Here is a 21555-nt window from a genome sequence, read left to right on the forward strand (position 1 = left end):
ACATAAAAATTAACGTCACATTCGAAAGTTTTTAACGCAAACATCTATCCTATGGAAAGAGCATTGAAAACCAACAGTGCCGCTGGGAACTCCCCCTTTAACTTATTGAAAGTTAGTAAAGTCTGTAGAAAGAGGAACGAAGATGAAAAAAACCAATTTTGCTGTTGCTGCTGCCGTTACCAGTCTCCTTGCTGTGGGTGCGACCACCCTGACAGCCACACCTGCTCAGGCAGCGGAGAAAGAGAAGTGCTACGGCGTAGCAAAAGCCGGTAAAAACGATTGTGCAACCAACAACAGTTCTTGTGCAGGTACCTCTACCAAAGACGCGCAGACTGACGCATTTGTCGTTGTTCCCAAAGGCTTGTGCGATCGCCTGACGGGTGGTTCAACCTCGTCGTCTTAACAAATCATAAGGAGTCCGGTATGGAAAAGGTTTCTCCCTGGGTTGGCGTTGGGCTTCGACACCCACACCATGATCACTTTCTTAATCACTCCCCGGATATAGGATGGTTAGAGATCCACAGTGAAAACTTTTTCCTGCCACACTCCAACGCGTTTAAGGCACTGCATGAATTGCGGCGCCAGTATGCCATCAGCTGTCATGGCGTAGGCTTATCTCTTGGGTCTGTCGACCCGGTGAATAAAATGCACCTGGCACAATTAAAACGGCTGGTTGATTGTATTAATCCCCTGTTTGTTTCCGATCACCTAAGCTGGAGTTCTGTTAACGGGGAATACTTCAACGACCTGCTTCCCCTGCCCTACACAGAAGAAGCGCTGGAGGTGTTTTGTCGCAATGTGGATATCACGCAAGACTATCTCAACCGTCAGATCCTGGTGGAAAACCCCTCCAGTTACCTCGGATTCAGTCACTCCACAATTCCGGAGTGGGAATTTCTGGCAGACGTTGTCAGGCGCACAGGTTGTGGCTTGCTGCTTGATCTGAACAACGTGCACGTCAGCGCCTTTAACCACGGTTTTGACAGCGATACCTATCTTGCAGCCATCAATCCGGAGTGGGTACAGGAAATCCATCTGGCAGGGTTTACCATCAAACAACTCGATCAAGGCGAAATCTGGATTGATACCCACAGCCAGCCTGTTTCCGAACCGGTCTGGGCCATGTATAAAACATGGGTTGCCGAGCATGGTCCCCGTCATACCCTGATTGAGTGGGACAGGGATATCCCTGAACCAGAAGTGTTATTGGCTGAGGCGGCAAAAGCCGACTGCATTATCAAAGCGCTGAGGGAGCCGGTGGAGGAAGCATCATGAGTGCACCCAGCCTCACCACCCTGCAACAGCAATTTCGTGACGCCCTGCATTATCAGGCACACAGCCTGCCGGTTTCCCGTGGTATGGCAGAACCAGACGCACTGCTCCAGGTTTACCGCAACAACTTTGTCATGACGCTGACAGAGTGCCTTGAAACTATCTATCCTGTGGTTTTTGCGCTGGTTGGGGAAGCATGCTTTCAGGCCGTTGCCCGCCATCATGTGCTCAATACCACCATGGAAAATGCCTGTGCTGACCGCTACGGTGCGGGTTTTGCTGACACTATCCGCTCGTTACCCAACATCATTAATGCGGCTCCCTACCTTGCCGATGTCGCCGGGATTGAATGGCATATCCAGCGTGTGAACCGGGCGCCATTGCCTGCCGCCTTTCCGGTCGATGCCCTGGCTAAGCTGCAACCTGAGGACTTTGGCCGTATCCAGCTGACGGTTTCCCCTGCCTCGGCAGTGATGAAAAGTGAGTTTGCAGTCGCCACGCTGTGGCAGACGGTGACCAATAAGGATGATGACACACTGGCAAACCTTGACCTGGCGCAGACGCAAGCGGTTTTGATCCAGAAAGCGTCGCAAGGGATCAGCGTCAGCACACTGGATGATGAACAGGCATCACTTATCCTTGCCTGCCAGCATGCCTGTTTTGGAGACATCGACCCCGCCTTGTTGTCGCATATTTCCGGGGCCATGCAACTTGGGGTCTTCAGTAACTTTACCCTCACCGGACACTGACAAGAAAAGGAAACCGAACATGTTCGCTGCGTTAAAAAAAATTGATGGGGTGATGGAGTCTGCGCTCAAGCCTTTGGTTCCGGTTTTGCTGCTTGTCAGCCGGCTTTGGGTGGCGTGGGTTTTCTTTAAGTCAGGCCAGACCAAAATCGCCAGCTGGGACAGCACCCTGTTCTTGTTTGAATACGAATACCAGGTTCCCCTGATCCCGTGGGAAGTGGCCGCATACCTTGGCACCGCGGCAGAGCTGATTTTGCCGGTATTCCTTGCGTTCGGCCTGTTAACACGCCCGGCGGCCTTTGCCCTGTTTGCGTTTAATATTATCGCGGTAGTGTCTTACCCGGCGCTGTGGCCAAAAGGCTTTTTCGACCACCAGATGTGGGGAGTGATGTTGTTGGTGACCATGATTTGGGGCCCGGGTCTGGCCGCGTTCGATAACTGGCTGAAGAAACGAAGCTAACTCACTGACTGAGCATTAACAGCTGGGAAAGGTGGGTAATTTCCACATCCGGCAACAGTGAAGCGTGCCGCTGCATGGTCAGCGGCCTTTTTGTGTCGTTAAACCAGCAGGCACGAAAACCCGCCAGTTTTGCCCCGCGCACATCGGCCTTAAGGTGATCGCCAACATGAAGGATGCTGTCCGCAGGCTCTCCCAGTAAGGACTGTGCTTTGGCAAACAGTGCCCTGTCCGGTTTGGCTGCGCCATCTGGCCCGGCTTGTAACACTTGCTGGAACAGGGGGGAAAGCCCAAGCCGGTCGCAATCCACATTGCCGTTAGTGATCGCCACCAGTGGATAATGTGCAGCCAGTTTACGCATCACATCTATCGCCGCCGACGGTACGGAAAAATTACTGCGCTCATGGAGGAAGAGTGCTACACCGTCATCAGCCAGCGCTTTCGCTTCGGTTTCATTCAACCCACAGTGCGATGCGGCAAGTGTCAGCTGGGCGCGGCGGATTTCAGTCACAAACCCCACCAGCGATGCATCTGCGGCGATAACCTCTGCACGCATTGCCTGCCACTGAGCCCGGTTGAAACCTGCCATTTTAGGACAGCGTGCTGCCAGCCATTCGAGTAACAGCTGCTCTGCACGGGTAATAACCACCCGGTTGTCATACAGGGTGTCATCCAAATCAAACGTCATGGCAGAGACAGGTTGCCAGCGGCGATAGAACTTCATGCGCACTCCTTGCAGTTAACCGTCACGTTTGCGTTTTCGCGCACGGGGATGCGCCGCATCGTACACTTTGGCCAGATGCTGGAAATCAAGGTGAGTATAGACCTGGGTTGTTGAGAGATCAGCGTGGCCAAGCAGCTCCTGCACCGCACGCAAATCCCCGGAAGACTCCAGCATATGGGTGGCAAAACTGTGTCTCAGTTTGTGGGGGTTGATATGGCTGCTGACCGCCTGCTTCTGCCCCCATTCCGCCATCCGTTTTTGTACGCTCCGCGGTGAGATACGTTTACCAAGCTTGGACAGGAAGAGGGCATCTTCCGGCCCTTTCAGCAGTTGGTTACGCACTTTAAGCCAGTTGATCAGCCACTCTTTCGCCATGCCGGTAAACGGAACGATGCGCTCTTTGTCACCTTTACCAATCACCCGCAGATCGCCCTTTCGCATCGCAACATCACGCACGTTAAGGCCAATCAGTTCTGACAGACGAAGGCCTGCCCCGTACATCAGCTCCATCATGGCACGGTCACGGACTGAGAGCGGATCGTCTGCATCTACTGACAGGAGCTGGTTCACCTCATCTACATCGAGGTTTTTCGGCAGTGTCCGCCCCTGCTTGGGCGCAGAGACGCCCTTGGCAGGATTGGCCGCCATCACACCATCTGCCACCATAAAGTCAAAGAAGCTTCGCAGGGCTGACAGGCGAAGGGCAATACTGCCTGCTTTCAGCTGTTCTCGCTTGGCCTGCGCAGCAATCTGCCGTACCCAGGCGGCATCGACATCCTGCCACTGGCTGACACCGGCGCCGACCAGGAATTCGGCACAGGCTGCCAGCTGTTGGCGGTAATTGGTTTCGGTATGGCGACTGAGGCCGCGCTCCCGGATCATATAATCAAAGAAGCGCGCCAGCGGTTTTTCTATGCTGGCTGGCAGGCTCATTCCGCCTCCTGCCACTTGGTCAACAAAATCGCGATGTGTTCGGCAATTTGTTCAACGAACAGGGTATCCATGCTGGGCTGGAAATGTCCCCCATCCGGGCTGGCGAAAGAAAGGAAGCCCAGTTCTTTGTCCTTTACCACGGGCACCAGAGCATAAGAACCCAGTTCCGGCGCCTGCGAAACAAACTGGTCACCATCCACCTTACGTAACCTACCGAGGTAAATGCGCTGCCCGCAGAAATGCGCCGCTTTCACGGCGTCCACACTCTTACGGTTCAGGGTATGGCGGCGACTCTCATACAGCCGCAGGCTGACAGACAGGTTCAGCGCTCCTGCCAGTGTGCACAGCACTTGGTGGATATCATCCTCACTTTCTGCCGCAAACAGCGCCTGGTGGGCGAGTGAGAAAGCACGGAACAGGTTTTCGTTCCCTGCCGCAATCCCCATCAGTTGGGTGATCTCTTCTTCCAGCGCCGCCACACGTTCGCGCAAACGGTCCAACTGAATTTCCACCAGCGATACCGCACCACGTTCAGCATGGGGGATCCGAAGTTGCACCGCCAGACGAGGCTGGCGGCAGAAAAAATCAGGATTGTCGGTCAGAAAAGCAGCCACGGATTCGTCGGTCAACACCTCTGCCAATGGCCCTTTGAGCTTGGAAAGCTCCGTCATACTGTTATTTGTCCATCATAAACATGTGAAGCTGGTCCGGTCATATAAAGCGGATGACCTGCCCCGCGCCAGCGGATCTTCAGATCGCCGCCCTTCAGGTGTACGGTCACCGATTCATCAAGCAACCCCTGTTGGATGCCTACCGCGACAGCGGCACATGCGCCGCTGCCACATGCCTGCGTTTCGCCTGCACCGCGCTCATAAACGCGAAGACGGATTTCATTGCGTGACACGATCTGCATAAATCCGGCGTTGACCCGCTCCGGGAAACGCTCATGGGATTCAACCAGCGGCCCCAGCCCCTCAACATCAAAAGTATCCACATTATCGACCACCGTGACGCAATGCGGATTGCCCATGCTGACGGCACCAACAAACAGGGTGGTGTCTTCTACACGTAAAATATAGGTTTTTTCTTCTGCGTTAGCGCGAAATGGGATTTTGGCCGGTGCCCAGATGGGCTCACCCATGTTGACGGTCACCTGATCGTCACCGTCCATTTTAAGCACCATCTTTCCTGACTTGGTGCTGACCTGGATCTGGTTCTTGTTGGTCAGCCCTTTCATCCGCACAAAGCGGGCAAAGCAACGTGCCCCGTTGCCGCACTGCGCCACTTCGCTGCTGTCAGCGTTAAAAATCCGGTAGTGGAAATCACTTTCCGGATCATACGGCGGCTCAACCACCAACAATTGGTCGAACCCCACTCCGGTATTTCTGTCCGCCAGACGGCGGATCATGTCCGGAGAGAAATACGCATTCTGCGTCACACAGTCGACGACCATAAAGTCATTACCAAGACCATGCATTTTGGAAAATTGTATTTGCATCCGGATCCTTTACTCAGGCAAAACCTGTTCTAATGCCCACAACGATGCCAGCGGTTCCCGCTGACGCACCAAGTGGGATTGATTGCCATCTACCATCACCTCGGCCGCACGGCAACGGGTGTTGTAGTTGGACGACATCACAAAGCCGTAAGCCCCCGATGAGCGAACCGCCAGCAAATCACCCGCTTCCAGCACCAGAGAGCGATCTTTACCCAGATAGTCGCCGGTTTCACAGACCGGGCCGACCAGATCATAGGTTTTTGCCTCGCCCTGTCTTGGTTTAACCGGGACGATTTCCTGCCACGCCTGATACAGGGCAGGGCGCAGTAAATCGTTCATCGCGGCATCGATAATGGCGAAGTTCTTCTCTTCGTTGTGCTTTAAGAATTCCACTTTAGTCAGCAGCACACCGGCATTGGCCGCAATAGCACGGCCCGGCTCAAACACCAGTTCAATCTCCTGGTGGTTAGCAAGCCTTTCCAGCAACGCTTTCGCATAATCAGAAGGCTCTGGCGGTTTCTCATCATTGTAAGTCACGCCAAGACCTCCACCGACATCCAGATGGGTAATGTGAATACCATCCTGCCTCAGGTCATCAATCAGGCCCAGCAGGCGATCAGTGGACTCAATAAACGGCGCCAGGTCGGTCAGCTGAGAACCGATATGGCAGTCGATGCCATGCACATCCAGGTGTGGCAGGCTGTTGGCGTAATGGTACACCTCACGGGCACGATCAAACGCGATACCAAATTTGTTCTCTTTCAGGCCGGTAGAAATATAGGGATGGGTTTTGGCGTCCACGTCCGGATTAATGCGCAGGCTGACCGGTGCCTTTTTACCCAGCTCACCAGCAATCTGGTTCAGGCGATCCAGCTCGGCTTCGGATTCGACATTGAAGCATTTGATACCCAGTTCCAATGCCCGCGCCATTTCCGGAGCGGTTTTGCCCACACCGGAAAACACCACTTTCTTCGGGTCACCGCCTGCGGCAACGACACGTTCCAGTTCGCCCTGGGAGACGATGTCAAAGCCTGAGCCCAGACGTGCCAGTACGTTCAGCACGCCCAAGTTACTGTTTGCCTTCACGGCATAACAGATCAGATGCGGATGATCCCCCACCGCTTTGTCAAACGCATGCCAGTGACGCTCAAGCGTTGCACGCGAATAGACGTAAAGTGGGGTACCATATTGCCCGGCAAGCTGCGCCAAAGGCAGATCCTCTGCCCACAGTTGCCCGTCATCCTGATAATTGAAATAGTCCAACGTTGTTCTTCCCTGTCCGAAATATTATGGCTGAGTGGATGCCTGGGTAGCCTGTGACGTTTCCGGATTTACCGGCTCATTTTGTGCCGGTGCATCTTTAGGAAAGTAAAGTGGGCCTTGTTGACCGCATGCCGAGAGCAGGGCTACTGTCGCCAGCATGGCAAGTTTCAGGGGTAATCGCATCATTTCTGCCAGTGATCCAAAAGTGAATGCCCTCTATAATCGCATCAACACACTGAAAAGCAATAGGACGACTGAGAATGAACACGAGCCAATACCATGAACTGGTTGACGCGCAATGGATGGCGATTGAAGACGGCATCGACGAGAGCGGTGCCGATATCGATTACGAGACCAATGGCAACGTACTGACACTGGATTTTGCAGACCGCAGCCAAATCATTATCAACCGCCAGGAGCCCATGAAAGAGATCTGGCTGGCGTCACGTTCAGGCGGCTTCCACTTCAGCTATCAAGATGGAAAATGGCTGTGCAGCAAAAGTGGCATGGAATTTATCGATATGGTGAAACAGGAATGTTCCAAGCACGCTGGCGAGACAGTGAATTGGTAGTGAAACTGTGCGTTTACCGGAAGGTGTATGAAAAGATGCTGACAGTAAACGCTGTCAGCAACTGATTCACTTAACGTGATGCATACTGGACCGTATCGTTACTCATCTCGTTACGCTGCCACTGGCGATCACTCTTGTACGGGATCACCTGAGCACGCCCGTCGGCCTGATAAATGATGTCGTAGAATTGTGGCAGGTTGAAGTTTACTGCCTTGCCACCAAAATTCTGTGATTCCTGTGAGGAGGTATAGAAACGGTTAACGCCTTGAATCATCTCTTCCTTATCACCGCTGCACTGGCGATAGACTTCCACCCGGTTGTTTTCATCCAGCACATAAATGTGGAAGCCTTTGTCACAGTCTTCAAAGAAAAACTGGATAAGCCCCTCACTGGCATAGCCATCAACCACCTCCGGCGGATGGATATCGGCATCTTTATCCAGCACCACGAGCGGTGACCCATTGATCTTATTGGAGGAGATGGAGCGGTAAAATTCCACGGAATTTTCCAATTTCTGCACCGACACACCACGGCGTTCGAAAAACAGGCCAAAGGTTTGATCCGCGACACGAATGGCTTTAAAACGGCGGCGTTTTTCCTGATCGACTGGTTTCAGGCGCATATCAATACACTCAGCTACCAGTTGATACACCAGATTGCGGATCAGCCCACGCATTTTCCCGGCATAGCAGAACACATCCACCGACTCTGGCGGAATAGCATCCTGGTGCATTTTACCCAGCAAGGTTTTCAGCACATCGAGAATCGCGTTTTCACCCTTGAAGTTCAGGGTACGCACTTCATTCCAGCTATTTCGGTATACCAAATCCACACTGCCAACCAGACATTGCTGCTCTGGGCCGTAGCTGAAAATATCCGTGTTTTTGAAATCAAACCGCACCGAAGATGGCTTCAGCGTTGTGGTCGGATCATTTTCAAGATTGATAAAAAGCGCCAGTTTACGTACTTCACAAGGGCTTGAAAGCGCCTGCAGCGACGGCTGGGGCCGGCTGACAGAGAAGGTATTGCGAAGGTCACTCACCAACTGGTAAAGCTTGTCAATATCGACATCGCTATTACGCGCAACCGAATGCAGGCGGGTTGATTCAGTCAGCAAGCCGTTAAAATACGCCCACGCCACCAGTTTTGACAGATAGCGGTTATGTTCAAGCGGTGAGCGGCCGATGATGTCCACCGGCTTCAGCGATTGCTTGTACAGATACCAACCCGGCGGGTTGCTACGCCCTTCCGGTACCTGGATGAAACTCAAATCCGCTTCATGCAGATCGGGTGACAACTGCGGGTTCAGCAAGGTCACTTTGCCTGGCAATACCTCAAACGCCGCATACAGCTTACGCGCCAGAATACTGATGTCTTCGGGGCTGATTGCCGACGTGATATCGTTACGGCGTGCGAAACGGATCAGGTTGCGGTAGCTCAGCATCAAGGCTTCAAGCAGCTCATTGTGTGCTTCCTTCACCTCTTCCACTTTCCAGTTACGGCGGTTATCCAGACGCGCAATGTTATCCTGTGTCCACCCCCATTCACGGGTCAGGATACACAGGACTTCGCGGCGCCAAGGTACAGAGCCAGGCCCCGGTTCGCGGGTCAGTTTCTCGTGGGTTTTGAGGTAGAAACAGCGCCGCACCAGATCCAGACGGCGGCGATCATCAATACGCTCAAGGTAACGCGTGACTTTCTCCAGCATCAGGTAGTAAGCGTCGGACTGATAAACATCCAGCATGCCGGAGAAAAAACGACGCTTGCCATCCACACTTAATAGCTGGGTGCCTGGGTATTCCCAGGAATAAGCCTCAAGCAGAATCGCTTTCAGTACCGATTTGTACGGTGAATCAATGCTCTTATACAGTTGCCAGAGGCTGGATCCGAAATACTCTTCCGCCGGGATCGACGGCAGGCCACCAAAGTCCACCCAGTCATCACGCTTGATGGCACCACTGGCGATCATTTTGCCGACGTAATCTTCGTAGCATGCTTCCATTTCAGGAGGGACCAGATACCACAATAGATGCTGACCGGCCAGATGCACAGCAGAGCGGTAAAATTCGTCAAGCAGCAGGTAATGTTGGGCTGAGCCACAGTTTTCCGTGGTCATCACCTGCGCCATATTCTGGCGGAAGCGTTGCTCACAGATCACAAAGAAATTCACTTCCACGCCCTGGGACATCGCCCAGTCAGAAATCAGCGAACATTTGGCTTCCAGTATGTCACGTTCATCCTGCCCCACCCAATGCTGCACACAAACCCAGATATCCAAATCACTGGAAAGACTCTGACCCATCGACGCCGTACTGCCCATTGAAAACAGGCCTTTGATAGGGTGCGACTGGGAAAACGGTTTCCCGGGAATGGGGGTGTCTTGTGCATGGGCACAATCATTGACGAAATCCTGCTGGACGTCAGAAAGGGAAAAGTTACAGATACCATGGACAACACTACGTTCCAGGTAACCTGGGACAGCCGGATGGTTAAAATGCAACAAAGCAGGCAACACGTTAAAAACGTTAGCCGCCTGAGAATGCATAGCGCTTCGGGCACGCTCCAACCTGACTTGGTTAAAGGCGTTAAAACGTTCTATTTGCTGATCAACATAGTTTTGCAAGATAAACATCCAAAGTTGCCGACATCCTGGTCAACGAAACGGGACCGGATTAACAGTGGCACCGGCACCCATGGATAAAAACGTGATCAATCTAACAGTTTTTTGTCAGAGCGTAAAGCGAGCAGCAACCTACCATTTTTTCCCCACTTTGTTCACCCTGCGAACAACACCAAGCAAGAGACAGACAACGCTTCATCCCCAACGTAGTGCGGGATACAGCCAACTGAATAGGGCGTTGCCCGCGACCCCACCTGATTAACCATGATCTCCATCACATCATCATAGCCGAACCCGCCTGATTTCGCACCTTTTTGTCCCTACTGCCACCATGAGTTCTCACGGCATCATAAGGGGTGGTACGATTAGCCTACGCAAATTAAATGGACACGACTATGACTTCAACACCCATCCGCATCGCGACCCGTCAAAGCCCCCTCGCCTTGTGGCAGGCGGAATTCGTCAAAGCCGCCCTGGAAGCTACCCACCCAGGGCTGACAGTGGAGCTGGTTCCTATGGTCACCAAGGGTGACATCATTCTCGACACTCCACTGGCCAAAGTTGGCGGAAAAGGGCTGTTTGTGAAAGAGCTGGAACAGGCGATGCTGGATGGACGGGCCGACATTGCGGTTCACTCCATGAAAGACGTACCGGTCGAGTTTCCTGAAGGTCTGGGACTGGTAACCATCTGTGAACGCGAAGATCCGCGTGATGCATTCGTTTCCAACCATTATACCAGCATCAGCGAACTGCCACAGGGGGCAATCGTCGGCACCTCCAGCCTGCGCCGCCAATGCCAGCTTCGTGCCATGCGCCCGGATCTGGTCATCAAAGATCTACGCGGTAACGTCGGCACCCGTCTGGGTAAACTGGATAACGGCGAATATGACGCCATCATTCTGGCGTCTGCGGGCTTGAAACGCCTTAACCTGCATGACCGTATCCGCAATGAAATCGAACCGGAAGAGATCCTGCCAGCGGTCGGTCAGGGTGCTGTCGGTATCGAATGCCGTCTGGATGATGAGCGTGTCCGCGCCTTGCTGGAACCGCTCGCTGACGCCAACACCACCTATCGTGTGTTGTGTGAACGCGCAATGAACAACCGTCTGATGGGAGGCTGTCAGGTGCCTATCGGCAGTTACGCTGAAATTCACGGTGACCAGATTCACCTGCGAGCGCTGGTCGGTGAACCGGACGGCAGCAAGATTGTCCGCGGTGAAGTGACTGGCCCTCTGGAAAAAGCCGAAGAGCTTGGAACCGGTCTGGCGGAGCAACTGCTGGATGACGGCGCCCGGGCTATTCTGGAAAAACTGTATCAGGACGACGTATGACCGTACTGGTGGTTCGCCCCGCACCAGCCTGCTATGAACTGGTGGAAACCCTGAATCAGTCAGGCATAAAGGCGCTGCCTGCGCCTTTATTGTCTTTCTCCGAAGGGAAAGACTTACCCGTTCTGACCAACACTTACCGCCGCCTGCCATCAGGCAGTGTGGTCGTGGCGGTCAGTCCAAGAGCCATTGAGTATACCCAGCAGCAGTTTCGCAACGACAACACTGCATGGCGTGATGACTTACATTACGTGGCAGTCGGGGAAAAAACTGCCCAGGTCTGGCTGGAAGAAAGCGGTATTAACGCCCTTCAACCGCCCACTGAAGACAGCGAGGGGATGCTTTCGCTGTCAGTATTTGGCGAACCTGAACACCTTGAAGTCCTCATCCTTCGCGGCAACGGTGGACGGGCACTATTAGGCAAGACGCTCGCAAGCCGGGGGGCCAAGGTGCACTACTTTGAAGCCTATCAAAGACATTGGACCAGTGATTCCCTATTATCATTGGCAATGCAATGGCAGGCGGAAAATGTCGATACCCTGGTGGTCACCAGCGGCGAACAACTTTCGCTTTTGTGTCAGACAATCTCAGAGAGCAATCAGCAATGGTTACGAGAATGCCATATACTGGTGCCTAGCAAACGGATTTACAATCAAGCAATTGGCCTTGGTTTTAATACAATCAGATGTGTAAACAGCGCTTCAAACACCGCCCTGTTCCACGCATTAAACGAGATGATTAACTCGGGACATTCGGATGACAGACAAGAATAAGACATCAGGCACGGATAAAGACACGTCGGCGCCAGCATCCCCTACTGACAAGGAAACGCCCTCGTCGTCTTCCAGCACGATCGCCCAACCTGCCGCCAAATCCTCATCAGCAGACACACCAGCAAAAGGCGCCTCAACGTCTACTGCCACCCCTGTTAAAGAGAAAAAAGGCAGTCACACGCTTTCTTTACTGGCGATTGTGTTAGTGGTTGCCTTGGGTGGCGGTCTTTATTACCACGGCCACCAGCAAAGCGAACAGGTCAATGCCAACATCTCAATACTGACCGATGAAATCAGTGCCCTGAAATCTGCCCTGGTGCAAAGCGAGCAACAAAGCCAAGCCGCAGTAAAAAAAGCTATTCAGGATACCCAGGTGCTGATCGACCAGCAGGATACCACCATCAAAAGCCTGCAATCAGCGCTGGCTGATGTAAAAGGCCGCCGTCCCAATGACTGGCTGCTGGCAGAAGCCGATTACCTGGTAAACCAGGCCGCACGTAAACTCTGGCTCGAGCATGACGCATTGACGGCGACGACCCTGATGCAAGATGCTGATCAACGTATCGCCGAGCTCAATGACCTGTCACTGACGCCTATCCGCCAGGCGATGGCAAAAGACATCCAGCAGCTGAAAGCGGTGAAGCGCATCGACCGTGATGGTATCGTGCTACGTCTGAACTCGCTGCAACAGGAAGTGGATAGACTGCCGCTGGCCAATGTCATCATGCCAGAGGCAGAAGAGGTGGCACCACAGCAGGTCTCCGGCAATGTGGGTGACTGGCAGCAGAACCTGAAAACGTCGTTGAGCGATTTCGTCAGCCAGTTCATCACGTATCGCAAGCGTGATGGTGACGTAGTACCACTGCTGTCACCGGCACAGACCTTCTACCTGCAGGAAAACCTGAAAGCGAAACTCGATCAGGCTGCCACCTCGGTATACCGTGAAAATGGCCGACTGTATGCAGAATCTCTGAAAACGGCCAAAGAGTGGGCTGAACGTTTCTACAATCAGGAATCAAGCATTACCCAGAGTTTTATCGCTACTTTGACCAACCTCAGCCAGCAAACTATCGAAGTAAGCTACCCGGAAACCCTGGAAAGCCAGACATTGATCAGTGATTTGCTTGACGAACGCCTGCGCCGTAACCTGGCGCCATTGAGCGGGGAGCATGGCCAATGATTAAAATTCTCCTGCTGGTTATCGCGCTAATTGCAGGTCTGGTTGTCGGACCGGATCTGGCCGGCAATCAGGGATATGTACTGATCTCAGCAGCGAACCAGACCATTGAAATGAGCGTTTCCACGTTGGTTATTCTGGTAGTGTTCGCGTTTGCCGCACTGTTTATTCTCGAATGGCTGATCCGCAAACTGTTTTCCCTTTCAAGCTCCACCCGCGGCTGGTTTTCCGGCCGAAAAAACAAAAAAGCCCGGATGCTGACCAATGAAGGCCTGCTAAAGCTTTTGGAAGGTGACTGGAAGCAGTCTGAGAAGTTGTTGTTGAAAGGAGTAAACCACAGTGATGCACCGCTGCTGAACTACCTGGCTGCAGCAGAAGCGGCACAGGGCCGCGGGGATATCGACAACCGTGACCGTTACCTACAACAGGCAGCGGATTTTGGCATCGATAACCTCGCCACCGCGTTAACGCGAGCCAAACTCCAGTATCGCCAAGGCCAGTACGAAGAAGCACTGGCAAGCCTGCAAGGGTTGGTCGATGCCAACCCGCGCAATCCGGTGTTACTGAGCCTGCTTAAAGACACTTACCTGAAACTTCAGGACTGGCAGGCATTGCTTCGCCTGATGCCCTCACTTAAACGCGTGAAAGCCGTCAGCGAGGCAGAAGCAGAAAGGCTGGAGCTAAAGGCGGAATGTGGTCTGATGGCCCATATCGCGACCCAGAAAGGCAGTGACGGCCTGCTGGCCCACTGGAACAGCCTGAGCCGCTCAGCCCGCCAGCAACCCAAACTGATTGGTTGTCTGGTGAAGCAGCTTATCGCCCGCAAAGCAGACTCCGAGGCCTATATTATCCTGCGCGAGAACCTGAAAAAGCACCCGGATGAAAGCCTGATTTCACTGGTGCCTGAGCTGTCGTTGCCCGATTATCATCCCGCGATCCTGAAACTTCAGGACGTGTTGCGCTACAACGAAAACAACCCCGTGACTCACAGTGCCCTGGGGCAGCTCTATTTCCGTGAAGGTAAATGGGCTGAGGCGCGTACCCACTTTGAGAAAGCGCTCGATATCCGACCAGACGTGTCCGATTATGCTTGGCTGGTCGACACACTGGAAAAACTGAATGACCCCAGTGCAGCTAACCACCTTTCCCGCGAAGCGCTCAAACTGGCTCTGCCTCACAAAGAGTGAGGCATTTCACGCATAAAAAAACGCCTCTCTGGGCGTTTTTTTATGCATGATTTCCTACAGATGAACTAAAAGCAATCCATTGTGTTTCAAGCTGTTAATAATGATTAACGGCTATTTATCATCCATTGTTAAGACAACATCGCTGTTGTCAAATAGGCAGGTGAAAAATTTCGCCGGATGACGTTATTCATCAATTTGCAGGCTTTTAGCAAATAACGATGGCTAAACGAACCGGTATTGCCAATCCCTTTAGTAAGTGAGCCCGCCCATCATGGATATGTTACCCTGGATCCTGGTATCAGGCCTGTTAGTGTCAGTTGTGACTGGCCTGCTGACAGTTTTGTTGGTAAAAGGCATGGAATAATCCAGAACCTGTTCCCCCACGCCTCCTCTGCGGAGGCGTTTTGGTTTCTGGTGGCGGCAATCGTCACACCCTTAGCGCATCGCCGCTTTCACATACACATCGAAGCGGTTTTTCTTGGTCGTTATCTGGGTTGACGGGGTTTTCCCAGCAAGGAAACCGGCATAGTCAGGACGCTTGACCACAACACGCTTGGTTGCCAGTGTATACGCTGGCTCATACAGATCGTCTGCATCATTATCCGCCCCCACCAGTGACTGAAATACCCGCATCTCTTTTTTCACCAATGCCGATTTTTTCTTGTGGGGATACATGGGATCAAGATACACCACGTCCGGTCGTTCCAGATCCACCCCTTGCTCAACAAGCTTTACCAGCGTGTCATGGCTGGATGCATGCAGCAAAGACAAGCGTTCGCTCACCCAACTCCCGATTTCCGGATCGGCCTTGGCTCGCGCGAGACCATCATCCAACAGTGCCGCAACGACAGGGTGGCGCTCTACCATCTGCACGTTGCAGCCGAGGGATGCCAGCACAAAGGCATCACGTCCAAGCCCAGCGGTAGCATCCAATACGGAAGGTGTCGCGCCCTTGTTAAGCCCCACCGCTTTGGCGATCGACTGGCCCTTACCGCCACCAAATTTGCGGCGGTGCCCGACTGCGCCACCGACCAGATCGACAAACACAGCCCCCAGCTTGGGTTCATCCCGTTTGCGAAGTTCAAGTTGGCTTGGGGTCAGTACCAGTGCAAACAACGCGTTGTCATCATGAGTCAGTCCCCAGCGTGTGGCTATTTCTTTGAGGGTATCAGCGCGTTCTGGCGCTTCGCAGGTTAAAGCTATCTGCACCTGAGTTCTCCGGTGTAATTCTCGCCCAGAGTATACCCGTAAACCGGATTCAGGTGCAGGGAGTGTTGATGAAAGGAGTCATGCTTCAACACGATCGGTGACAACTGCGCTCAGGCGCGCGGACTCTGTCAGGATCACCTCTTCCATCGGTTTGGGCACACTGAAATGATAGCCCTGAGCATAATCGACACCAAGGGAGCACAGGCGCATCAGGATGGCATCATTTTCCACAAATTCAGCGACCGTTTTCTTGCCCATCTGAGTTGCCAGCTCATGGATAGCACGGACCATGACATAGTCGGCTTCATCATCAGCAATATCACGCACAAACTGGCCATCAATCTTGATGATATCCACCGGCAGGCGCTTGAGATAACCGAATGAGGACAAACCGGATCCAAAGTCATCCAATGCAATGGAGCAGCCCAGTTGCTTGAGCTTGGTAAACAGCCCTATTGCATCACTGAGGTTACTGATAGCGGCGGTTTCAGTGATCTCCAGACTGATGGACGAACTGGGGATAGTGCTGGTTTTCAGTGCTTCAAGCAGGAAGTGGATAAAGCCTTCATCGCTCATGGAACGTCCGGAAAGGTTGATAGACACCATGCCGACGACATCTACATGCTCGGGGTGGCGGTCAAACCATCCCAGGGTCTTTTCAATTACCCGCTTATCAATCATATGGGCCATATTGAAACGTTCTGCAGCGGGGATAAATTGGCCCGGTGGCACATAGTTACCCTCTTTGTCACGCATTCTCACCAACACCTCAAAATAGAGCTTCTCTTCGAGGTTGGCGTTGACACTGACAATAGGCTGGGCATAGACCTCGAAACGATCTTCAGCGAGTGCCTCATGAATTTTGCTGACAAAGGACATCTCGCGCTCATGCCGGCGAAGTTCCTGATCGTCCGGACGATACAGGTGCACCCGGCTACGCCCCTCATGCTTGGCGGCATAACAGGCTGTATCAGCCTGTGCATGCACCTGTTGCGGCGTGCTGGCGGTTTTATCCAGCATACGGATCCCCACCGAGCAGCCCAGTGCCAGACGGGTATTTTTCCAATAGAAGTCAAGCTCACTCAGGGTGTCCAGAATACGTTTTCCCTGCTCAAGGGCCTGCTGCTCATTGCAGTCATAGCAAATCACGGCGAACTCGTCCCCACCAAGGCGGGCCAAGGTTGCGCCAATGGGCAGCGACTCACGCAGTATCTGCGCGGTCTGCTTCAATGCCTCATCCCCCGCTTCATGGCCTACGGTGTCGTTTATCACGCGGAATTGGTCAAGGTCGATATAAAACAAGGCATGAACCACCCCGTTTTCCTTCAATGCACCCAGCACATCCACCAACCGGGCTTCAAAGCAGTTGCGGTTCAGCAATCCGGTTAAAAAGTCATGCTGTGCCTGATAGCGAAGTTGCTGTTCCATGCGGCGGTTTTCAGTGATGTCTTCCCCGACCAACAACAACTGCGACTGCACCAGTGTCGAGCGGACACTTTCCCGGACCCAACGCTCGTTGCCATCACTGGTGCGGTAGCGAATTTCACGTCGGCGAATACCAAAGCGCTCACGCTGTTTGCCATTTAACAGGCTGCGTGGCGGTGGACTGCCATCCGCGTAGAAATCTGTCACTTTGTGTCCAAGCATGTGGTGCTTGGAAAATCCCAGCCATTCAGTAGCGCACTGGTTAACAGACTGGATGCGCGATTGTTGGTCAATGGTCAGCAGCATCACCGGTTGCTGCTCATAGAGCATGCGGTACTCCACTTCGCTGCGCTGCAATTTTTGCTCGGCGAGTTTTCGCTGGCTGATATCACGCGCTTCAAACAGGATTTGGGCATCAGCATGGCTATGCTCTGGCAGGGCTTTAAGTGCCACATCTAAAATCACTTCATTTTGCTGATCCGACAGCAGGCACACTTCAAACCGGCTCACCTGCCCTTCAATCAGTGATTCAAGATGGATTTTCAGCCGATCGCCGCTGAGCCACTCAGGCCACCGACAAAGTGGCAGAAATCCCCGGCTGGCATGTTCGGGGAAGAGTCGCTGGAAAGCGCCGTTCGCCGACACTACCCGTCCGTGGTTATCTAACAAGGCGATATATTGATGGCTCTGGTCGAAGACCCCTTTAAACAGAGCCCGGCTTTGTGCCAATGCCCGCTCACCCTGTTTCTGACGGTTCATGTGTTTTGCCAGGATTCCTATAATCACCAAAGCAATTGCCATCATAGCCAGGCTACTGAGTATCGCATCACGGTTGGCCTGCCAAAACGGGGGAGGCTTGTTGACAATCACCGCATCAGGGAACTGTCCTACATCGATCTGATGCTCACGGGCTGCTGCGTATTCAAACATCATTTGGTTGGCATCGACGACAATGGCCGACATCGACCCACTTTCGAGTGCTTCGACAAGCAACCCTGCCTGCACTTCCCCATGGTGCGCAGCATCTACCATAATGCCGCCAATGACCCCATATGGCAGCATAAAGCTGTTTGCCCCATACACCGGCACCTTGGTGGATGCGATCACCTGGATCAGCAGATCGCCATGTTCCATAAATGCGCCATTGGCATCTTTAAAAAAAGAAACAAACAGCACCACATCCCCGTCTTCCAGTGTGCCAACCTTTTCAACCAGCCCATCAAAACTGATTTGATGCAACCGGCGGATCTCTACTCCTTGAGCAGGAAACGCCTTTAACTGGCGATCAATGGCCTGCCAGTACTGACGGCTTGAATAAGCATCATCCAGCGCAATCCACACCCGCTCAGTTTTTGGGTGCAGTTGTTTTATCAGGGCGACATTGTCCGGCACATTGATAAGCTCCTCGACCCCACTTAACATTTCAATGTTGTCATACAGCCCGGAGCCGGTGCTGTTGAGCCCCGAAAACACCACCGGAATTGTCCCGATTTCATCAGCCAGTTCATTCACCAGCCACAGCGCAGCATTGTCAGTGGTCAGGATGGCGTCATAATGGTGTTGCTGAAAACGGGCGAGGTAGAGACGTTTCAGCTCAATGTGGTAGTCAAAGGATTGGATGCGCTTGGTATCGAGGTAGGTGTGCTCCACCTCAATATTTTTACCTTGCACGCCCTGTTCAATGCCATTTACCAGCGATTCAGTCCAGAAAAAGTCGGGATGGTAGGAATGGATAGCAAGCACCTTGTAGGCCGCAAAAACTACGCCGGTTTGAAAAAACAGCACACTGAGAATTAGCCACTTAAGTATTTGGCACATAGTAATAACGTAAAGTTTTCTCAAACCGGTTACAGTAATAAGACACGGTATTGGGAAGGCTATCAATTGGTCAAGTTTCATGCACGGAAACTGCGGGTAACATGGAGTTTAGTGAATAACAATGACTGAAATTGCAAAATTAGATGACTTAGATCGCCAAATTCTGCGCACCCTGATGGCAGATGCCAAAGTGCCCTATGCTGAAATGGGAAAGCGGTTTTCCGTTAGTCCCGCCACGGTGCATGTGCGGGTAGAAAAAATGAAAGCAGCAGGCATCATCACCGGCACGGAAGTATTGGTGAACACCAAGGCGCTGGGCTATGACGTGTGCTGCTTTATCGGCATTAACCTCTATGCAGCCCGGGATTACCATTCAGCCCTGGAAAAACTGCAACAGCTTGATGAAGTGGTGGAAGCTTATTACACCACCGGTGCCTACAACATCTTCGTCAAACTCATGTGCCGGTCAATAGAGGAGCTGCAATACGTGCTGATTGATAAATTGCAGGCCATTGATGAAGTGCAGTCCACAGAAACCCTGATTTCGCTGCAAAATCCAATCAAGCGTAATGTATCGCCGTAAGGCGAGAGCATGTTGTCCGCATAGAAACCAAAATGCCAGCATGTCGCTGGCATTTTGGTGTTGTAAACAACGCTGATTATTCCGCGCTTTCCTGATTTGGCAATTCAGGGATATCCATTTGCTGCTCTTCAGCCAGCCAACGGGCCACATCCTTGGCGAAATAAGTCAGGATGCCATCAGCACCGGCGCGCTTAAAGCACATCAGCGATTCCATCACAGTTTTGCGTTCATCCAGCCAGCCGTTCATCGCCGCGGCTTTGTGCATCGCGTATTCACCGGAAACCTGATAGGCAAACGTCGGCACTTTCAGTTCACTCTTCACCCGGCGAACCACATCCAGATACGGCATGCCCGGTTTCACCATCACCATGTCCGCGCCTTCGTTAACATCCATCGCCACTTCATGGATGGCCTCGTCGCTGTTAGCCGGATCCATCTGGTACGTTTTCTTATCGCCGCCTTTGAGGTTAGCCGCAGAGCCGACGGCATCACGGAACGGGCCATAATAGGCTGACGCATACTTGGCAGAATATGCCATGATCTGGGTGTGGATGTAACCGGCCTGCTCCAGTGCATCACGGATTGCACCGATACGGCCATCCATCATGTCTGACGGGGCTACGATATCGGCCCCTGCTTCGGCATGGGACAATGCCTGCTTGATCAGCACCTGAGTGGTTTCATCATTCAGCACATAGCCGTCTTCATCGGTCAGGCCGTCCTGTCCGGACAGGGTGTATGGGTCAAGGGCGACATCCGTGATTACCCCCATTTGCGGCACATGCTCTTTGAGCAGGCGTACCGCACGCTGCACCAGACCTTCCGGGTTATGTGCTTCGTCTGCCGTCGCGGACTTGAATTCTTTCGGCACCACCGGGAACAGGGCAATTGCTGGCACCCCCAGTTTCGCCAGGTATTCCGCTTCATACAGCATCAGGTCAATAGACAGGCGCTCAATACCCGGCATGGATTCCACCGCCTCTCGGCGGTTCTTGCCCATCAGGATGAACATCGGGTAAATCAGATCGCTGGCTGACAGCTGGTTTTCCGCCACCAGACGGCGGCTAAAATCATGTTTGCGCAGACGGCGCAGACGACGGGCCGGAAATGCGCCCTGAATGGATACGGTCACGGTACCCTCCTTAATCCAAGTGCGTTAGTAGCGTCGCATGCATCATAGCGGTTACAGGCCAAAGAATCGACGGCTGTTGAGGATGGTTTGTGTGATCAACTGCTCAGTGTCCTGTTGCCGCAATGCAGCGATTTGTGACGCGATATGCGGCAGATAGCAAGGTTCATTGCGACGCGATTTGGGTTTAGGATTGAGATCGCGTGGCAACAGATACGGCGCGTCGGTTTCAATCATCAGCCTGTCATCCGGGATCAGCGGTACCATCGCACGAAGTGCCTCTCCACGCCGCTCATCGCAAACCCAGCCGGTAATGCCAATATAGAGCCCCGCCTCCAGACACTCTTTAAGCTCCCCTTGCGAGCCGGTGAAACAATGCAGCACCGCCCCCGGTAACTGATCAAGGTAGGGGCGGAGAATCGCCATAAACCGCTCATGGGCGTCACGGCAGTGCAGGAATACCGGCATATTGAGTTCAACAGCAAGTTTCAGGTGGGCTTCAAACACCGCTTCCTGTTGCGGGCGGGGTGAAAAATCACGGTTAAAGTCCAGGCCACACTCCCCGATCGCCACCACCTGCGGCTCACGGGCCAGAGCCCGGATTACCGGCAGGGACAAATCGTCAACCGTTTTGGCATCATGGGGATGTACTCCGGCAGTAGAATAGGCAAAACCCGGCATAGTCGCTGCCAGTGCCGCTGCTTCTGGGCTTGACTGGAGATCGGTGCCGGTCAGCACCATCGCCGTAACACCCGCTTCTTTGGCTCGCGCCACCACCTCTTCTCTGTCTGTATCAAACTGACTGCTTGTCAGGTTAACGCCGATATCTATCACTGAAAAT

At 53.0% G+C, this 21555-nt stretch carries 21 protein-coding genes; 10 read left to right on the top strand and 11 right to left on the bottom strand.

Translation table 11 applies throughout. The features are described 5' to 3' along the window. Positions 1-142: 142 nt before the first annotated feature. Genes VHA_RS00970 through VHA_RS00985 form a run of 4 tightly spaced genes read left to right on the top strand, consistent with a single transcriptional unit; the run spans position 143 to position 2478 of the window. Complete coding sequence (locus VHA_RS00970) at positions 143-403, top strand: BufA1 family periplasmic bufferin-type metallophore (protein ID WP_005500941.1); 261 nt, start codon at positions 143-145, stop codon at positions 401-403. 20 nt (positions 404-423) lie between these two features. Continuing rightward, positions 424-1275, top strand: a complete 852-nt coding sequence (bufB, locus tag VHA_RS00975) for an MNIO family bufferin maturase (protein ID WP_005500943.1) — start codon at positions 424-426, stop codon at positions 1273-1275. Further along, positions 1272-2021: an HvfC/BufC N-terminal domain-containing protein gene (locus VHA_RS00980; protein ID WP_005500945.1), complete on the top strand. Its 750-nt coding sequence runs from the start codon at positions 1272-1274 to the stop codon at positions 2019-2021. Before bufB ends, VHA_RS00980 begins: the two co-directional genes overlap by 4 nt. Positions 2022-2040: 19 nt before the next feature. Beyond that, positions 2041-2478 carry a DoxX family protein gene (locus VHA_RS00985; protein WP_005500947.1) on the top strand — a complete coding sequence of 146 codons (438 nt, stop codon included), beginning with the start codon at positions 2041-2043 and terminating at the stop codon, positions 2476-2478. A gap of 1 nt (position 2479) precedes the next feature. Here VHA_RS00985 and VHA_RS00990 read toward each other — a convergent pair whose 3' ends face one another. The 6 genes from VHA_RS00990 to lptM are packed head-to-tail and all read right to left on the bottom strand — an operon-like array spanning position 2480 to position 7079. Continuing rightward, entirely contained in the window at positions 2480-3199 is a 720-nt protein-coding gene (locus VHA_RS00990) for an HAD-IA family hydrolase (protein ID WP_005500949.1), read from the bottom strand. A gap of 15 nt (positions 3200-3214) precedes the next feature. Beyond that, the gene (xerC, locus tag VHA_RS00995) at positions 3215-4132 is read right to left on the bottom strand and encodes a tyrosine recombinase XerC (protein ID WP_005500951.1); all 918 of its coding nucleotides are present in this window, start codon (positions 4130-4132) and stop codon (positions 3215-3217) included. Continuing rightward, a complete protein-coding gene (locus VHA_RS01000) occupies positions 4129-4803 on the bottom strand; it encodes a DUF484 family protein (protein ID WP_005500953.1) in 675 nt (224 codons plus the stop codon). Before VHA_RS01000 ends, xerC begins: the two co-directional genes overlap by 4 nt. Continuing rightward, entirely contained in the window at positions 4800-5630 is an 831-nt protein-coding gene (gene dapF, locus VHA_RS01005; RefSeq protein ID WP_005500955.1) for a diaminopimelate epimerase, read from the bottom strand. Before dapF ends, VHA_RS01000 begins: the two co-directional genes overlap by 4 nt. A 9-nt stretch (positions 5631-5639) precedes the next feature. After that, on the bottom strand, positions 5640-6893 hold the full coding sequence (lysA, locus tag VHA_RS01010; protein WP_005500963.1) for a diaminopimelate decarboxylase: 1254 nt from the start codon (positions 6891-6893) through the stop codon (positions 5640-5642). Positions 6894-6917: 24 nt separating this feature from the next. Next, positions 6918-7079 (bottom strand): LPS translocon maturation chaperone LptM, encoded by a 162-nt coding sequence (lptM, locus tag VHA_RS18515; protein WP_005500965.1) that lies wholly within the window; start codon positions 7077-7079, stop codon positions 6918-6920. A gap of 74 nt (positions 7080-7153) precedes the next feature. Between lptM and cyaY the strand changes: the two genes are divergently transcribed. Next, on the top strand, positions 7154-7465 hold the full coding sequence (gene cyaY, locus VHA_RS01015) for an iron donor protein CyaY (protein WP_005500967.1): 312 nt from the start codon (positions 7154-7156) through the stop codon (positions 7463-7465). A gap of 70 nt (positions 7466-7535) precedes the next feature. On the opposite strand, the gene VHA_RS01020 is transcribed toward cyaY, so the two are convergent. Next, complete coding sequence (locus VHA_RS01020; protein ID WP_478219438.1) at positions 7536-10088, bottom strand: class I adenylate cyclase; 2553 nt, start codon at positions 10086-10088, stop codon at positions 7536-7538. Positions 10089-10480: 392 nt separating this feature from the next. On the opposite strand from VHA_RS01020, the gene hemC reads away from it, so the two are divergent. From hemC to VHA_RS01040, 4 genes are read left to right on the top strand one after another with little or no spacing between them, the layout of a single operon-like run. Beyond that, on the top strand, positions 10481-11416 hold the full coding sequence (gene hemC / locus VHA_RS01025; protein WP_005500973.1) for a hydroxymethylbilane synthase: 936 nt from the start codon (positions 10481-10483) through the stop codon (positions 11414-11416). Further along, positions 11413-12186 carry a uroporphyrinogen-III synthase gene (locus VHA_RS01030; protein ID WP_005500974.1) on the top strand — a complete coding sequence of 258 codons (774 nt, stop codon included), beginning with the start codon at positions 11413-11415 and terminating at the stop codon, positions 12184-12186. The genes hemC and VHA_RS01030 overlap by 4 nt, the downstream gene beginning before the upstream one ends. After that, positions 12170-13366 (top strand): uroporphyrinogen-III C-methyltransferase, encoded by a 1197-nt coding sequence (locus VHA_RS01035; protein WP_005500976.1) that lies wholly within the window; start codon positions 12170-12172, stop codon positions 13364-13366. Before VHA_RS01030 ends, VHA_RS01035 begins: the two co-directional genes overlap by 17 nt. Then, positions 13363-14550, top strand: coding sequence for a heme biosynthesis HemY N-terminal domain-containing protein (locus VHA_RS01040; protein WP_005500977.1), 1188 nt, complete (start codon positions 13363-13365; stop codon positions 14548-14550). The genes VHA_RS01035 and VHA_RS01040 overlap by 4 nt, the downstream gene beginning before the upstream one ends. Positions 14551-14985: 435 nt before the next feature. On the opposite strand, the gene VHA_RS01045 is transcribed toward VHA_RS01040, so the two are convergent. Together VHA_RS01045 and VHA_RS01050 are read right to left on the bottom strand one after the other, a co-directional pair. Further along, positions 14986-15759: a class I SAM-dependent methyltransferase gene (locus tag VHA_RS01045; protein WP_005500978.1), complete on the bottom strand. Its 774-nt coding sequence runs from the start codon at positions 15757-15759 to the stop codon at positions 14986-14988. 78 nt (positions 15760-15837) lie between these two features. Then, positions 15838-19002, bottom strand: coding sequence for an EAL domain-containing protein (locus VHA_RS01050; RefSeq protein ID WP_040527944.1), 3165 nt, complete (start codon positions 19000-19002; stop codon positions 15838-15840). Positions 19003-19123: 121 nt separating this feature from the next. Here VHA_RS01050 and asnC point away from each other — a divergent pair, with 121 nt between their 5' ends. Beyond that, complete coding sequence (gene asnC, locus VHA_RS01055) at positions 19124-19585, top strand: transcriptional regulator AsnC (RefSeq protein ID WP_005500980.1); 462 nt, start codon at positions 19124-19126, stop codon at positions 19583-19585. 76 nt (positions 19586-19661) lie between these two features. On the opposite strand, the gene hemB is transcribed toward asnC, so the two are convergent. Both hemB and tatD read right to left on the bottom strand, forming a co-directional pair. Further along, a complete protein-coding gene (hemB, locus tag VHA_RS01060) occupies positions 19662-20717 on the bottom strand; it encodes a porphobilinogen synthase (RefSeq protein WP_005500981.1) in 1056 nt (351 codons plus the stop codon). Between the two features lie 51 nt (positions 20718-20768). Next, positions 20769-21548, bottom strand: a complete 780-nt coding sequence (tatD, locus tag VHA_RS01065; protein ID WP_040527952.1) for a 3'-5' ssDNA/RNA exonuclease TatD — start codon at positions 21546-21548, stop codon at positions 20769-20771. Positions 21549-21555 lie beyond the last annotated feature (7 nt).

It is taken from the genome of Grimontia hollisae CIP 101886 (genome assembly GCF_000176515.1).
Taxonomy (GTDB): domain Bacteria; phylum Pseudomonadota; class Gammaproteobacteria; order Enterobacterales; family Vibrionaceae; genus Enterovibrio; species Enterovibrio hollisae.